This is a genomic window from Clostridium sp. LIBA-8841 (genome assembly GCF_057782475.1).
The window spans coordinates 290,144-307,500 of record NZ_CM173488.1 but is presented as its reverse complement, the minus strand read 5'-3'; the positions used below and the strand labels follow the sequence as shown (position 1 = coordinate 307,500).

12 protein-coding genes (1 of these 12 cut by a window edge) are annotated in these 17,357 nt (G+C 29.3%); 2 read left to right on the top strand and 10 right to left on the bottom strand.

All coding sequences use genetic code 11. The features are described from left to right. Positions 1-328: the 5' end (the start) of a hypothetical protein gene (locus tag AC2A4K_RS01335; RefSeq protein WP_322505281.1), read on the bottom strand. 329 nt of this gene lie to the left of the window's left edge; only the first 328 of its 657 coding nucleotides appear in the window; its start codon is at positions 326-328; its stop codon lies off the left edge, out of view. 665 nt (positions 329-993) lie between these two features. Further along, positions 994-6,018 carry an endo-alpha-N-acetylgalactosaminidase family protein gene (locus AC2A4K_RS01330; protein WP_322505280.1) on the bottom strand — a complete coding sequence of 1,675 codons (5,025 nt, stop codon included), beginning with the start codon at positions 6,016-6,018 and terminating at the stop codon, positions 994-996. Between the two features lie 293 nt (positions 6,019-6,311). On the opposite strand from AC2A4K_RS01330, the gene AC2A4K_RS01325 reads away from it, so the two are divergent. Then, positions 6,312-7,541 (top strand): murein hydrolase activator EnvC family protein, encoded by a 1,230-nt coding sequence (locus tag AC2A4K_RS01325; protein WP_322505279.1) that lies wholly within the window; start codon positions 6,312-6,314, stop codon positions 7,539-7,541. Positions 7,542-7,635: 94 nt separating this feature from the next. On the opposite strand, the gene galU is transcribed toward AC2A4K_RS01325, so the two are convergent. Continuing rightward, entirely contained in the window at positions 7,636-8,511 is an 876-nt protein-coding gene (galU, locus tag AC2A4K_RS01320) for a UTP--glucose-1-phosphate uridylyltransferase GalU (RefSeq protein WP_322505278.1), read from the bottom strand. Between the two features lie 235 nt (positions 8,512-8,746). Between galU and AC2A4K_RS01315 the strand changes: the two genes are divergently transcribed. Continuing rightward, the gene (locus AC2A4K_RS01315; RefSeq protein WP_322505277.1) at positions 8,747-9,610 is read left to right on the top strand and encodes a 5'-nucleotidase, lipoprotein e(P4) family; all 864 of its coding nucleotides are present in this window, start codon (positions 8,747-8,749) and stop codon (positions 9,608-9,610) included. Positions 9,611-9,856: 246 nt separating this feature from the next. On the opposite strand, the gene AC2A4K_RS01310 is transcribed toward AC2A4K_RS01315, so the two are convergent. The 7 genes from AC2A4K_RS01310 to AC2A4K_RS01280 all read right to left on the bottom strand — a co-directional run bounded on the left by AC2A4K_RS01310 (position 9,857) and on the right by AC2A4K_RS01280 (position 17,264). Next, positions 9,857-10,048: a hypothetical protein gene (locus AC2A4K_RS01310; protein WP_322505276.1), complete on the bottom strand. Its 192-nt coding sequence runs from the start codon at positions 10,046-10,048 to the stop codon at positions 9,857-9,859. A gap of 663 nt (positions 10,049-10,711) precedes the next feature. Next, complete coding sequence (locus AC2A4K_RS01305) at positions 10,712-11,629, bottom strand: aldo/keto reductase (protein WP_322505275.1); 918 nt, start codon at positions 11,627-11,629, stop codon at positions 10,712-10,714. Between the two features lie 432 nt (positions 11,630-12,061). After that, a complete protein-coding gene (locus AC2A4K_RS01300; RefSeq protein WP_322505274.1) occupies positions 12,062-13,504 on the bottom strand; it encodes a glycoside hydrolase family 1 protein in 1,443 nt (480 codons plus the stop codon). Between the two features lie 109 nt (positions 13,505-13,613). Next, entirely contained in the window at positions 13,614-14,366 is a 753-nt protein-coding gene (locus AC2A4K_RS01295) for a MurR/RpiR family transcriptional regulator (protein WP_322505273.1), read from the bottom strand. A gap of 89 nt (positions 14,367-14,455) precedes the next feature. Beyond that, positions 14,456-14,986, bottom strand: a complete 531-nt coding sequence (locus AC2A4K_RS01290) for a hypothetical protein (RefSeq protein WP_322505272.1) — start codon at positions 14,984-14,986, stop codon at positions 14,456-14,458. A gap of 190 nt (positions 14,987-15,176) precedes the next feature. Then, entirely contained in the window at positions 15,177-16,502 is a 1,326-nt protein-coding gene (locus tag AC2A4K_RS01285) for a 6-phospho-alpha-glucosidase (protein ID WP_322505271.1), read from the bottom strand. A gap of 261 nt (positions 16,503-16,763) precedes the next feature. Beyond that, complete coding sequence (locus tag AC2A4K_RS01280; protein WP_322505270.1) at positions 16,764-17,264, bottom strand: SIS domain-containing protein; 501 nt, start codon at positions 17,262-17,264, stop codon at positions 16,764-16,766. Between the last annotated feature and the right edge of the window lie 93 nt (positions 17,265-17,357).

Below are 17,357 nucleotides of genomic sequence, written 5' to 3'. Positions count from 1 at the left end.
TAACAATATTAAAATAAAAATTTCCTGTAAGATCCTTTTTACTTAATATATAAGATGCTACTAATATATTTACAATTACTATTAATGTTATTCCTTTATAAGTTTCCAAAGTAAAGCTTCCAAAGAAATTTACAAGACTCTCTAAAAACATTCCTGCTGTGATATCTCCATTATAAATCCTAGCCTTTGATAACTCTTCAAATTCCATTCCAGATAGTTCACTCATGAAGTTTAAAACTACCATTCTCATTATTACCATGATTAAAACAAATAATATTATTTGTGCATTCACTTCTTTTAAATATTTTTTAGATCCTCTTCTTCCCATAAGAAATACCCCCTTTTTCTAACTTACCTAAATTATTGACAAGCTATCTTACTTTTAATCAAATAACTTTTATAAATTTAAATAAGTTATCTTAAAAAATAAAATAACTATGTTAAATTCCATAAATTCAATAATTCGTACTTAAAATCTATTAACTTAGAAAAGGTTCATCTTATAAAAATTATTTCTTCTATTTAAAACTCATACCTTTAGACTATCTTTTAAACTAGTTTTGATTTTTAGATAGAACTGTAAGACCATCTTAATGATCAGTTAGTATTAGTATTGCATCTCCTAATAGCTAGTAACTCTAAGATTTCAGCTTATCCAAGCTGTCATCAAGAGTTTCTACGCTTTAGATAAATTCGACTAAAATTCAGAGTTCTCATTATCTCTCTCTGAATTAAGTCTCATTTTATATACGTAAGAATAATAGCGTTAAGAAGCCTTTTCTGTTTGAGCGAAGGTAAAAGTAGATGATAGCAATACTTTGCGAAATTAAGTTAGGTCTGAAGGACTAACTAAAAATCAACATTTGCTTAAAAAAGATCCTAAAATAAAAAGAGTGTATTAAGATGAATTTAAATTCACCTTAATACACCTTGTATAAAATAAATTAATATGAGGTAGCTATTTAATATGCTGTTATATTAATAACAGTTTAATTACCTTTCTGTTCTAATAGTTAGCGATTCTTTACTTGAAATCTCTGCATTAGAATACTTTGCAGCAACTTTAAAGTTATAGATTGTATGTCTATTTAACCTTTTGAATGTATATTCAGTTTCATCTGCTGAAATTTCATCAACAATCTTACCATCTTTGTATAAAACATATCCTTCTAATCCATAAGTGTTTTCTGGTTCATCCCAACTTACGGTTACATGTTTCTTATCCTTCTCCACAACTTTGAAGTTCCTAATTGGTGAAACAACTATCTCCTCTTCACTTTGTGGATTTCCAACCTTTATCTTAATCTTATTTGAAGAAACCTTAGTTCCATCAAGAGTTACATCAACAACTAATTCACTTATTCCTTCTTTTAATCCTGTCATAGTATTATTTTCTATAATTAATACTTCTGGATTTGAAATATTATATTGTACTTTGGCCTCTTCTAAGTTTACTTTAGCTCCATTATTCATTAAAGCATTAACATTAAACTCAACGGCTTGACCAATCTCCAATTTGTTTAAACTTGTATTTAGATTTACATACTCTAAATTAGGATTTTCTATACTATTATCTATTTCCTTAATATATAAGTTATCTAATAATAATTCACTATAAACTTTGCCATTCTTCACTATAGAGATATAATAATCATCCTTATCTCCAGTAGCAAACTGAACACTCTTGTCTTTAGTTACAGTGAATACATCCTTGCTATAATCTGAGCCAGTAGCCTCTAAATTTATTGTTGCTACAGGTTCTTTTGAAGATTTAGACATTATATTAACAGAATAATTTGGGCCAGCATTAGCTAATGAATACAAGAATCCTAATTCATAAGTCTTATTAGGTTCTAAATTAAGTGTTCCACTATCAGTTACAAGTATTGTTCCTGTCTCTTCTTCCTTTTGATTTGATTTTAATGATAATCTTCCATCAAGAACCCAGTTCATTCTTTGCTTAGCATCAATAGATATATCTTTTTCTGCTAAATGAGTTCTATTTGAATTTCCTCTACCCGGAGCTAAGAACAATGGGTTAATTCCTTCATCTACATTTTCAAAATCTTCATATAAAACATATCCATCTTTATTAGTATGTCCTGGATTTTCCCATAACCTGAAATCATCAATATAAACTAAAGAGCCTTCTTCACCTTCTCCTACATTCAATTTAAGAGTTGCTGAATCCACTCCCTCTGGAACTTTAAATTCAACTTCTAATCTAGTAAAATTATCATTTCTAAATTTAACAGCCTGTCCTGATCTTTCAAAAGAATCTTTATTTACATAATTAGAATACTCTTCTTCTCCACTATTAACGCTTAAAGTTACCATTCTATTTTGATTATTTTTTACCCAAACAGATGCAGAATAAGTTTTTCCTGCCTCTAACCCTTCTAATTCTTGAGATATTGACACTTCTTTACTTCCTATTTCAACAATATCATTACCTGCTCTTCTCTCATGAGTTTCATTTATTATATTCACATGTTCAGTAGAACCCTCTTCTGACTCAACATTCCATTTATCAAAAGTTTGAGAATCAAATCCTGGATCTTTTATACCTGAACCCTCTCCCCAATCATCAATTCTTTCTTCTTCAACTTTTTCTTTTACAACTATATAAGGAGTATCTTGATCTACTTTTAAATTAACCTCTCCATTAACTATTGGAACTTCCTTAACAAAAGTTTTTCCTAAATCAGATAGTTCATATAGATATAATTTCTCTAAAGAAGACCATGACTCCGGTAATGTCCAAGTTGAACTTGTCCCTAATGGATTCCAATGATAAATCTTTTCGTCTTCCTCAACTGGATTCCATGGTAAGAATAACTGAGTATCACCAACCCCTCTTTCATCAATTGAAGACTCTGGAGTTGTAGCGACTAATCTACCACCTCTATAATAATTTATATTTGCACCTTCTCTAATAGCTTTTAATCCATTATCAAAGTTAATCTCATTTTCACTCATATCCATTATATTAAAGTGTTGCATATACTTAGTAGGTAATATCTGATTATAAAATACTTCCTCTGCATATTTACCCTCTATATTATGTCTATCACCCCAACCGCCAGATAACATATGCTTATTACCTTTTAATAATGGATCCGCTAAAAATGTATCTTGAGTTCCATTTTTCATAAATCTCATTATTTTACTTGCATTACCTTTGTTTGGATATGCAGGGTCTCCCCCCCAATGAGTCCAAACAGATTGTTGCTCTAATGGTCCATTCATTTCAGTTGCAAGAGTATAATCTAAATCATTTATCTTTCCTGCAAGTTCATGAGCATTCCATCCGTTACCCGTATAAACGTCAACATATACCCAACCTAGGTCTGGAGCATCTGCTTTTAGCATGTCTAATCTTCTAAATAATTCTCCAGTTGTTATATCTGCTCTTTGGTCAACATAATATGATTTATCCATCCATCCCCAACCTGGAGCATTTTCATTAACTATTTCAGCTGGATATTCAAAAGCATCCATCATATATTCAGTAGCATTTATGTGAACTCCTATTTCAGCACCATACTTTTTACCTTCTTCTATAAGAGTATTGAAATCCTCAATACCACCTTGTCTCATACCAATATGTCCACCGTAATCTGGATGTGAATCATCATGTCCTTCTGCTTGATATCCCTTATGAAGAACCAATTGACCAAAACCATCGGTCATATTGCTTACTTTTTTAACCATATCTAAAGATCTTAAAAATGGATTTTGAGTATATCCAATATTCATTGCTATATAGGAAAGTTGATTCTTTATTTTATCTCCCCCCTTAGCAATGTCCATATTCTTTCTATATAAAATAGCTGCATCTTGCCAATCAATGGATGAATCTTCATTTTCATCTCTAGCAATCATAACTTCAGCCCATGGTAATTCTTCTTCTACTGCTAACACATTTCCATCTAAATCTTTAGCATTCCAATCTAATACTTCCCTATATGTCCATGCACCACTACTAATACCTGTTTGTACATATCCAGCTCTGCTTGAAGTTGAAAAACTAACCCTATTTCCGCCTTCAATAACGTTATTATTAACTGTTATTGCAAAGTCATCATTTGAAATGAATCCATAAGTCTTACCAGCTATTCCTGGCTTCATCTCATCTACTGAAGTAAACTCTTCAATTATATTGTTCCAATCTCCAGTAGTTAACACTGAGGCAGCTTGTCCATTTTCAACATTTTTGACGGAAGCTAAATTATGATTTGGGAAATTTATTTTTTGAACTTTAAAGTCTCCCTCTTCTCTTATTTCCTTAAATTCCATTCTAACCTTGTTATCTTCTGCTATCATGTCTAGCACTAAAGTAATCTTTATTTCTGGAATTCTTATATTATAAGTTACCTTATCTCTACTAAATGAACTTCTTATTTCTGGAACATATTTATCTCCATTTATCTCTACTATATAAAGCTGTTCATCTTCTCCAGCTAAAATTTTTCCATCATCTTTCCACTCATACTGAAGTATTCTTGGATAATTGGCATCTAAAGTAACCCTCATCTTATCAGATTCTATAGTCTCAAATTTTTCATCAACAATAGGAGGTGTTGGAGGTGTTAATTCATTTACTTTAACATTATCTAAAGTTACAGTTTTATTACCATACCATCCTGTTAATCCTATTTTTCCAGCCTCTTGTGGTAAACTTGCAATTGTTTGACTTCCCTGCAATTCATTATTTACCCATAAAGAAACATTATTATCCTCAACCTTTACTTTTAATTTATATGTTTTATTTGCTTCTAATTTAAATGAACTTGGGAAACTTCCATATTGTTTAGCTCCAGTCTTCCAAATCCAAGCACCTGCATCATAACATATAGACCCCCATTCTGATGGTGATTTATACCTAAACATTAATCCAATTCTTCCATCATTATTACTAGTTGTAAACTCTGTTTCATAAATAAAGTTTTTAACCTCTGGTGCAGCTTCATCATAAGCTAAAGAAACACCATTCATTCCAACTTGAACCTTACCATCAACATAGTTAACTACTCCGCCACCACTTACAATTTGCCAATTTCCTTGTGTCTCTTGTGTGTTAAAATTAGTTTCATAGGAGATAGCTTCTCCTCTTACTGTTACATAAGCCTTTGCCTTAATATCAGTTCCTTCAACAGTACCTTCAACAATAAACTCACCTGGATTTTGATATTGCTCTTTATTTATTCCATCCCAAATAACATTGGCATTACCTGCTGCTCCATTAGTGTATTTAACTCTAACCTTAGAAGTTAATTCAGGTTTTAGCCTTGGAAAAGTTTCAACATGAATATCTTCAATACTTTCAACTATATATTCAGGTTTCTCCATATCACCTAATGAGCCAACAGGTCCATATTTTATATAGTCTATGGAACTTGTTTTATTACTAAACCAACTTCTATAGCCTATATGTCCAGCTTTAACTGGTATTGTATTATTTGTCGCATTATAATACTCTTCTCCATTAATATTTATAGTTAAGTGATTTCCTACAAAGGTTACCTTTAAAGTTACCCAATCGCCTGCTTGAATCTCTGGTCCATCAAATAATTCATAACCACCATTTTTATGTATTGTCCATTTAGTTTCCTTATCATAAGCAACACCAGCATGTCCATTTTCATCTGCTCTAAATAAAAGCCCAAATTGACCTGGTATCTCATCAGCATTTATTTGGAATCTTGCTTCAAGTTCTCCATCTTCTAAAACAGGAGATTCATTTTCATAAAATCTATAATCACCATTATTATTTACTCTTAAAAATCCATCAGAAACCTCTGGCGTTCCATTTCCACTTATACCAGTCCATGTTATTCCTTCAGGTCTATCATATTGCTGATCATAAATCTCCGCACTCTTTTCTATCCCCTCATTTTGAATGTCCTCAATCTTAGTCTTATTAGCATCCTTTTTAACCTCATCGGCCAATGCCATAGTAGGTAATTGTCCAATAGCTAAAACCGTAGCTATAATTAAAGCAATCTTCCTATTCATATATATTTCCCCCTCACAAAATCCACTCTAAAACCTTTACATAAATATTGTATTGTTTTATCAACCAATAAGACATATATTATTTCTACTTAATCATGTATTTATTTTACATTTATTGAATTTAATCTCAAAATATAGCCACATTTAACTATTTGTTAACCTTTTATTAAAAAAATAAAGCAAAGTTTTCAAAATGTTTGTGGTTACATATAAGGCTTTTACGATATAATACGGTATAATTTGATGAAATTAGAATAAAATTCTCGAAAAATATATTAAAGATAGGTGATTAAATGAACAAACTTAAAATAGTATCTTTGTTTATGAGTAGCTTTTTAATATTTAGTGCTGTTTCAGCACCATTAGTGGCTAAAGCTAATCCCGAAGTTAATAAATTGCAGGAAGAGAAAAGACAGATTACAGAAGAAAAAGAAGTTCAAAAGGGAAAGCTAGATCAAATTAAAGATAGTATAGATTCTAAACAAGCTGAAGTTAATTCAGCTCAAGCTAAAGTTGATGAATATGAAAATAAAATAGAAAGTTTAAATAATGAGATATCTTCAACTGACTCTGAAATAAACAAAGTAGAAAAATCAATTGAAGAAAACACTAAGGAAATTGAAAAAGCTAAAAAAGAACAAGAATTAAAAAAAGAAATTCTTGGAGAAAGACTTAGAAATGTTTATAAGTCTGACTTAAGTGATAGATTTTTATACATAATTCTTGAATCTAAAAGCTTTGGAGAATTAATGTCTAACATAGCTAATATAAGAACTCTTGTTAAAACAGATAACAAGCTTATTGATGAAATTGAAGCTCTACAAAAGGAGCTTGAAAGTAGACAAGCTGAACTTGAAAGTTCAAAATCAACACTAGATAGTAAGAAGGATGAACTTCTTTCTAAAGAAGAAAGCCTAAAGGAAGTTAAGGCTGAACATGAAAATACACTAAATAGTTATAAATCTCAATTAAGTGAGTTAGAAAATCTAGAAGATGAAAAGAATGCCGAATTAAAGGCTCTAGCTGAAAAAGAAGACGAAATAGAAAAAGAAATACAGTCTTATTTCACACCTGCTCCAGCTGCTGATAATGATAATTCTTCATCAGGGGGTTCAAGTACTATAATAGAAGGATCTTCAGGTGGATTTATAAGACCAGTATCTTCTTCATCAATAACAAGCTCATATGGTCCAAGAGTACACCCTGTTACTGGACAATACAAAGTTCACACTGGTGTAGACTTTGCAGCCTCAACTGGAACACCATTTGTTGCCGCAAAAGATGGTGTAGTAACAGCTGCTGAATATCATCCGGCTTATGGAAACATGGTTATTATAGATCATGGTGGTGGAGTTAGTACACTTTATGCTCATGCATCTCAGTTAAAAGTTTCTGCTGGACAAAGAGTAAAACAAGGACAAGTTGTATCTCTAGTTGGGTCTACAGGATATAGTACTGGTCCTCATGCTCACTTTGAAATTAGAATTAATGGACAACATGTAAATCCAATGAATTATATCTAAAACAAAAAGGATAGTCATAGGACTATCCTTTTTTAACTTCTCCAAAACTTATTATAAATATATCTTTTCAACTTATTAATCTGTATTTGAATTTTTATTCTACTATTTCTCTTAGATACTCAATAAATCCATCCTTTAACTCTGGTTTTCTTAAGGCATATTCAACTGTCGCTTTCAAAAAACCAAGCTTATCTCCTACATCATATCTTTTTCCCTTAAAGTTATAAGCGTATATGGCCTCATACTCTAATAGCTTTAAAAGAGCATCTGTAAGTTGTATCTCTCCACCCTTTCCAGGTTTTGTTTCATCAAGTATTTCAAATATTTTTGGAGTTAATATATATCTTCCTAAAATGGCTATATTTGAAGGCGCTTTATCTATATCTGGTTTTTCAACCAAATCAGTTACTTTATATACATCTCCTTCAATATGGATTCCATTAACTATTCCATACTTATTAACATCCTTTTCAGGAACCGCTTGCACGCCTAATATACTTGTATGATATTCGTTATAACAATCAATTAACTGTTTTAAACAAGGATACTCATCATTATAAACAACATCATCTCCTAGGAGAACAGCAAAAGGTTCATCTCCAACAAAAGTTCTAGCACAATTTATAGCATGTCCTAATCCCCTTGGCTCTTTCTGTCTTATATAATGTATATCAACCATATCAGTAATATCTTTAACTAAATCTAACAGTTCACTTTTCCCTGCTTTTTCAAGTTCATATTCAAGTTCAACTGATTTATCAAAGTGATCTTCTATACACTTTTTATTTCTTCCAGTTACTATTAATATCTCTTCTATTCCTGACTCTACAGCTTCCTCAATTATATATTGAATTGTTGGTTTATCTACTATTGGTAGCATCTCTTTAGGCTGTGCTTTAGTAGCTGGTAAAAATCTTGTTCCTAGCCCAGCTGCAGGAATAATTGCCTTTTTTATTGTTTCTCTTCTCATTTCATCCTCCTATAATACTCCATATTTTTCAAATAATACAATTAAAAATAAATATATTTCCTATTATACACTTCTTTTTTTAATTGATAAAATATCCATAATAAAATTTTTTTATATTATTTTTCCTTTAATACTTGATTTTAACAATGACATAAAATATAATGAAAGCGTTAACATAATAAGAACTAATTTAATTATTTATACATACTTAAGAAACAATTGAAAGGAAGATCTTATGAAAAACTCAAAAATCACTTCGATTATATTATCAGCAATAATAGGTATTGGTGTTGGAACTGGTGGAACTCTAGTCTATGAAAATCACCAGACAGCAAAGGAAGTAGCTCAAATAGAACAAATTACTGGAACCAATGCAACAAAGCAACTTGTTCAAGGAAATGTTTTAGCCACTTTATGGCAACAAAATTCAGGTGAGGTAAAAGCTTTAAGATATGAAGCATATAACTCTGGAAAAAGATATATTGATGAATTAGTAAAAGAACCTGCTGCTAAACCATATGCAGTTACTTTAGATATCGATGAAACAATAATCGATAACTCTCCTCATGCAGGATATGAAATAAAAAACAATGAACTATATTCTAAAGAAAACTTTGGTGAATGGGTTCAAATGGCTGATGCCGCTGCAATAGATGGAGCTAAAGACTTTACTGATTATGCCAAAAGTAAAGGCCTTGAAGTTTTCTATGTGTCTAATAGAAGTGAAGAAAAAGAGCTTGATGCTACAATAAAAAACATGGAAAAACTAGGCTTTGTAAATGCTGATAAAGATCATGTGCTTTTAAAAACAGATACAAATAGCAAAGATGCTAGATGGGATAAAATTAAAGAAAATTATAATCTTGCAATTTATTGTGGAGATAACTTAGGTGATTTCCCTAATGGATATGATAATAAATCAAATGAAGAAAGAAGAGAAATTGTAGATAAAGAAGCTCAATTCTTCGGAACAAAGTATATTGTACTTCCAAACCCAACTTATGGTGACTTTGAAAACGCAGTTTATGGATATGACTTTAAGAAATCTCCTGAACAAAAACAACAAGATAGATTAAATAGCATTAAATCATTTAAATAAAATTTCACTAATCATTTATAATATGTAGTTTTAAACCTTTAAGTTACATAATTTACAAATAACAAAAGAAAATCTATACTACTCTAAAGTGGAATAGATTTTCTTTTTATAATCATTATATATAATATAAAATCTAAATATCAACTTCTTTAAAATTAATTGCAGTGTCCATAGTCTAAGAAAATTATCCTTAAACATTAGAGTTAATAAGTATTATCTTGGTTTATTGCCTTTAAGATTAATATTCTATTTTCTTTCTTTATATTCTTTTAATCTTGCACTTTGTTCTTCAACTATAATTCTGTCTATTATATTGCTTAGCTTAAGAACTTCTTGAGTACAGCCATATTTTTGATATAAACCTGCTAATAAATCCTTTAACTCCTTTGTAAACATATTATCATACTCTCCCTTTTTTATTTTAATATCATCCCCCAATTAAAACTCTCCAATTTCTTTGATTATAGAAATCTCAATAAACCATAATAAATAATTAAAGTTACTTATGTTAAGAATCCATAATTAAACTGAATTTGTAATTTATTATTACTGTATGTAATAAATTATCATTAATTATATTTTAAAATCATTTAATAAATTAGTAAATAACATTCAAATTACAAAATTCGACCATGTTTATTTATCAATTTAGTATTACTTTTTATAATATTTATTCTTTTATAACAGTAACTTATTAATAAAATATTAAATTAACCTAATTCTATTTATTTATATTATCTATTTTTATAATTTTCATCCATATTTTATTTTTAATAAAATATTTAAATTAAAAATAAAACACTATAATGTAAGTAAATTACATTTTTATTTTAAATTAAATCTATTATTTTTATAATTATTAAACTTCGTATAAAAGTTTAATAATTATTTTTTAAATAATTTTGATAAATTAAGATTTTTCCTACTTAAATACTGTTATATAAGTAAAAACAACTCAATATTATACTTTAAATGAGAAAAGATGCTTAAATATATAAAGCATCTCATCTAGATTTCATATCTTAACTTGCATAAATTTAAAATTAAAAACTATTTTCTAAACTTATAATTAATAAACTCCTTTTAATATATTTTTATGTTCTAAGGTAGTTTATTTCCTGCTGCTCTATAAAGTTCGTACCATTCTTCTCTACTTAATACTACCTCTGAAGCTTTACATATAGCTTTAATTCTATCCTTATTAGTAGTTCCAACAATAGGTTGCATCTTAGCTGGATGTCTTAATATCCAAGCAATAGCAATAGCTTCTTTGGTAACATTATATTTTTTTGCAAATTCATCTATTTTATCATTAAGCTCCTTAAACTTAGGATTATTTAAGAATACACCTTCAAAGAATCCATATTGGAAAGGAGACCATGGTTGTATTGTTATATCATTTAAACGACAAAACTCTAATACACTTCCATCCCTATCTATTGAAGGAGCTATTTCCATGTTAACATTCAACCCTGAATCTATCATTCCAGTGTTAGTTAAGCTAAGTTGAAGTTGATTAGCTATTATCTTATCTTTTAAAAACTTATTAAGTAATTGTATTTGCATGGGGTTTTGATTACTAACTCCAAATTTTTTAACCTTACCACTATTACTTAAAATTTCAAAAGCTTCAGCAACCTCCTCAGGTTTCATCAATGTATCCGGTCTGTGTAAAAGCAAAATATCTAAATAGTCAGTTTTTAGTCTTTTTAAGATACCATCTACAGAATTTAATATATGCTCTTTAGAAAAATCAAAAAATCCAGGTCTTATTCCACACTTACTTTGAATTATAATTTTTTCTCTAATGCTTGGATTCATATCAATTGCATCTGCAAAAACTTCTTCTGATTTTCCTTGTCCATATATATCTGCATGATCAAAAAGGGTTATCCCCTCATCTAATGCAGTATTTATAAGTAAATTAGCCTCTTTCTTAGACATATCAGCAATTCTCATACATCCTAAAGAAATTTCAGAAGCTATTATCCCACTATTCCCTATGTTTATATTCTTCATAAAAAAACTCCTCCTAATACCAAATCTTTTTAAAGTCTATGTCTTAAACCAATGTTGATTTTTAGATAGAACTGTAATGCCATCTTAATGAGCAGTTAGTCTAAAGTTGATGATAGCAATACTTTATGTCTAAAAATCAACATTTACATAAAACATTTTCTCTACTTAACCTTTCTTTACTTAAGTAAAGGTTTAACTCTATTATACAAAAAAATATGAATTTATTATGTTAATTTTAATGCAAACTATGAAAATTTTTAATGCCAAATTATTTAAAAATCTAATATTTAAATCTATTTATAATTTAAAGTCATTAAAAAGGAGCAGCTTATTTAAGTAGTTAATATTAACAACCTTTAAGCCACTCCATTAAAGAATTTAAATCATTCTTTTAGTTAAAAACAGTCCTTCTGTACCTATTTAAAAATCAGTCTATTTTATATTTTCTCCATTTGTTTTTATAACATCTTTATACCAATAGAAGCTATCCTTCTTATATCTATTTAAAGTTCCATTATCAGTCTCATCTCTATCAATATATACAAAACCATATCTCTTTTGATATCCATTTAACCAACTTAAAAGATCTGTAAATGACCATGTACAATATCCTATTAAGTCTACCCCATCACTTATAGCTTCTCTACATGCTTTTACATGAGCTTGTAAATAATCAATTCTATATTGGTCATGTATTTCATCACCATTTTCTAAAGTATCAAAAGCACCTAATCCATTTTCAGTAATAAGTATAGGTAAATTATATCTATCTGTTATTCTTCTTAACCCTATTCTTAATCCTTCTGGATCTATAGTCCAATCCCAATCTGTCGCTTCTAAATACTTATTTTTAACAGTTTTATATACTCCTGGAATCCCACTATCTTGTGTAGTTCCTTTCTTACCACTGTTATTAAATGTTCCTTCACCAACTCCACCTTCTAGTGGATTTTCTTCATAAGTTGTTGTTTGATAGTAGTTAACTCCCATGAAGTCAGGTCTACCCTTCTTTAATAGTTCAATATCACCATCTTCTATAGTAGGTGCTAATCCTTCACTAGCTAAGTATTTCCATGCTCTAATAGGATATTCTCCATTACAATAGACTTCTAACCACCAATCATTATTTAAAAGTTCTGCATTTTCACCAGCTAATATATCTTCTGGTTTTGGTGAATTATAATATGAAGGTGAATAAGCAAAACTAGGTCCTATCATACCTTTTAAGTTAAGCTTTCTAAATGAATCTATTACCTTAGCATTAGCTAAATTAGCTATATGGTTGGCTTCATACATTCTCTTTAAGTCTTTAACTCCTGGAGGGTGAAGAGCTATAGCATATCCTAATTTTATAAATATGTTTTGTTCATTCAGTGTAACCCAATACTTTACTCTATCTCCAAAAGCCTTAAATAAAGTAACTGCATAGTTATTGAAGTCTTCAATTATCTCCCTAGATTCCCATCCATTGTACTCATCCATAAGAGCTTGAGGTAAATCCCAATGGTATAAAGTCACTATTGGTTCTATATCATTTTTAATTAACTCATCTATTAAGTTCCCGTAGAATTCTAATCCTTTTTGGTTTACCTCACCTTTTCCCTTTGGATATATTCTTGGCCAACTTACAGAAAATCTATATGCTTTTAAGCCCATCTCTTTCATTAAGGCTACATCTTCTTTATATCTATCGTAATGGTCAACTGCAACATCACCGTTAGTTCCTTTAAAAGTCGTTCCAGGTATTTTAGTGTAAATATCCCAAACTGAAGGCCCTTTCCCATCTTTATCCCAAGCACCTTCTACTTGATAAGCTGCTGATGCAGATCCCCATAAAAAATTCTCATTAAATTTATCAAGGTTTAAATACTTCATAAAAACACTCCCTTCATCTCTTAAGGAAATCATAACATAAAGAAAATTCAAAATGTTTAATATAAAAATAAGTGTTACAAGTAACATAAGAAAGTTACTTGTAACACTTTTAAAACACCTTGTTACTTCTGCAGTTTCTAGCCAACCTTTCAATTATATAAACTGTTGGAATATGTGATGTTACATCATTATACTCAAGAGAACTTCCCGCTTCATAATAATATCTTTCCTGGCTTATGTAATAATTTATTGTATAATCAGTTAACTTAGCTAAGGTATTACTTCTCTTATTTGTTATGCTTAAGGTCTCTACCCCTAATGACTTAAGCTTTTCAACCATTCCTATTATTGAAGAATTTTCTCCAGAAACAGATAAAATTATAGCCATGCTATTATTTAATGACTTTGTATTTATAGGATAAAAAGGATCATCAATATATATTGAGAACTTACCAAAATAAGACATATATTTAGCTGCATAAGATGCCATAGCTCCTGAGCTTCCTATTCCAATAAATAATATGGTGTCTTTATTTTTAATTACTTCCTTTAATTCATCAACTTGTTCATTTATACTTTCCATATTCTTAGAAAACTCATCAAAATAATCTATTTTTTCAAAGGCAGTAGAAACTTTTTCTTCTTTTAAATTGCTTTTAAGAAAAGATTTGAATTCACTAAAGCCACTAAAATTATTTTTCTTACAGAATCTTAATATAGTGGCTGTAGAAACATGAACTTCATCTGCCAACTCCCTTATTGTCATATAAACTACCTTTTCTTTATTTTCTAATATATACTTATAAACATCTAATTCTAAATCGTTTAAATCTGATATGTTAATATTAAATATTTTTCTCACCTCTAAGCACATTGTATAGTTTTAATCCACATTATAATTATAAACTAAACATATTATATGAGCCATTTTCTCTTTTGATTGTAAATAATTTAATTATCTTTATAAATCATAACTTCATTTACTAAAATATTATCAAAATACAAGTAATCTTCAAAAGTTAATTTATTAGGATAACTAAGAACAACAGAATTTATATCTTCTGATATACTCTTATATGCTGGATGCTTATGCAAGTATATATTCCTCTTAAATCCAAGTTCCTCATAAGATATAATTCTCATAATAGTTTCATCATCAACAACTTTATCTAACTCTATTATAGTTGGTCTATTATCTTCACAAAGCTTTGAAAGAATTTCACATTCATATCCTGAACACTTTAATTCCTTATCCCAACCTAAATGTTCCACATATCGAAAGTTATCTAAATCCCAATAAAAAATCATACCAATAACTCTCTTTTTTAGTATAGCTGCCAAACACTTAAAATCTTTGTTTTTCATAGCTTCCTCTTGCATCTTTAAGCTTCTTTGTTTATAAATTGGAAAGCTATTTTTATAGATTTTCCAAACATCGCCCCAATAATAATCATCTACACTTTCAACAATTCTAAAACGCATATTCCCTTCCCCCAAAAAAATTCCTATAATAAACATTGTACCATATAATGTAATATTTTACATATATATCATCAATTTTCATTGTTTTTCTTTGTAAAATAATACGTAAAATATAAAAAAACACTCGTTTTTTGTAAAACAAGTGTTTTTCTATTGTGGACTTTATATATATTTTAAAGAAATCATTTAACTATTTTAATTCTGGCCAGAAACCTTTATTAGCTTCTATTAAATCATCTAATATTTCTTTAGCAACTGTCGCACTTGGTACAGTTTTTGATAAAGTTAAAGCTTGCCATAATTTTTGATATGAATGTTCAGCCCAAGCTTCTACAACTAACTTTTCAACAGCTACTTGTTGTTCCATTAATCCCTTTTGGAATCTTGGAATATCTCCAATAACTAATGGTTCTGGTCCATTTGATCCAACTATACATGGTATTTCAACCATTGCAGTTTTATCAAAGTTTTCTATAGCTCCGTTATTTTCAACTATTAATAACATTCTTTCTTGAGTGTTAAATGCTATAGCTCTTGCTAAATCAACAATGTATGAAGCATGTTCATCAATGTGTAATCCTGATCCTTCAGCAGTACCATTTTCAGCAACTTTTCTACATTCTCCAAATACAAATTTTTCTCTTCCATCCATAACTTCATTTGCTCTAGTATATTCTTTGTCTGAATGGTTTACTACATAGTCTTGGAATAAGTAGTATTTTAAATAAGTATTTGGTAAGTGAGTTGGATCTACTGCTAGGATATCTTTAGCCTTAGCAAAAGTATCATTCCAACTTGCTTCTGAATGTTGGTTTTCATCTATATCAACAATATAACCATGTTTAGCCACATGTTCTTTTAATCTTGGCATTAAATCATTACCTTCTTTATCTCTGATGCTTGACCACCATCCGAAGTGATTTAATCCATAGTATTTAACTATCATATCTTTTCTTGATTCTAATCCTAAGATTTGAGCCATATGAGTTTCTATACCTATTGGCATATCACATATATTTAAAACTTTTGAATTTGGTTTTAATTTTCTTGTAGCTTCAGCAACTATAGCTGCTGGATTTGAATAGTTAAGCATCCATGCATTTGGTGAATATTTTTCCATGTAATCAATTATTTCTAATATTCCACCTATTGATCTCATACCATAAGCTATTCCTCCTGGTCCACAAGTTTCTTGTCCAACTACACCATGTCTTAGTGGAATTTTTTCATCTAATTCTCTCATAGCGTATTTACCAACTCTTATGTGGGCCATTACGAAATCTATATCAGTAAATGCTTCTTCTGGATCTATTGTTGCTAAGAACTCAATTTCTGGAGCTCTTTCTCTTAATAATATTTCACAAGCTTTTGCTATTGTTTCTTGTCTTGCAGCATCATTATCATAGAATTTAATCTTTCTTATTGGGAATTTGTCTAAGTTATCTAATAACATTAAAACTATTCCTGGAGTAAATGTACTTCCGCCACCTGCTATAACTATTGAAAATTTCTTCATAAAAATCTCCTCCTAAACTATACCCTTTATTTATTTCAAAATTTGTTAGTTCGTTTCTATGAGTTAATGATAACAAAGCTTTTTTCTATATACAACGTTTTCACACCCTTTAGGGAATAGTATCACATATACGAACATCCTCTCATTTGATGTGAAATTTCACAGGTCAATTAATAACTCTCGCAATTAGCTTATATTCTGGCTTTAGCTAGTGTTTTATATAATGAAAACTCCTCTTTTATAAATTTACATATTTTATTTTCACATGTCGCATAATTCATATAAAAACTTAATAAGCATACAATATAATTCTAACCCCTCATAAACCTCATCATAATTTTTATCTATTCTCTCTAAATCACCACTACAAACTGGAACCTTTTTCTCTTTATCTAAACCTATAAAAAATTTACTAACTTCTTCTTTTTCTAGTCTCTCTTTAATTTTATATAAATACTCCTCTGAATTCTCTAAAGAAATTATTATCATACAATCATCATCCCTTATTAAGCTTAAAACAGCATTAATTTCATCGCCTTTGTAGAAATCAAAAACATATTTTCCTAAGGCTGTAAAAGCTCTTTTTAACTCTTGTCCTAGTATTGTTGAACTTATTCCTTTTCCATAGATAAATATCCTATTACTTCTATTTATTTTTTCAATGAAATCTCCACAAGCTCCCTCTTCTATAAGTTCAAGTATTAATGCATTTTTAATCCTATTATCTTCTATTGTTTTTCTTAGTAAAGTTATATTTTCCATACAAATCATCTCCATATCTTATAATTTTATCTATAAAAAATTTCAGGGCTGTACCGTTTAATGTACAACCCTTACTTAATATAAATATTTTTA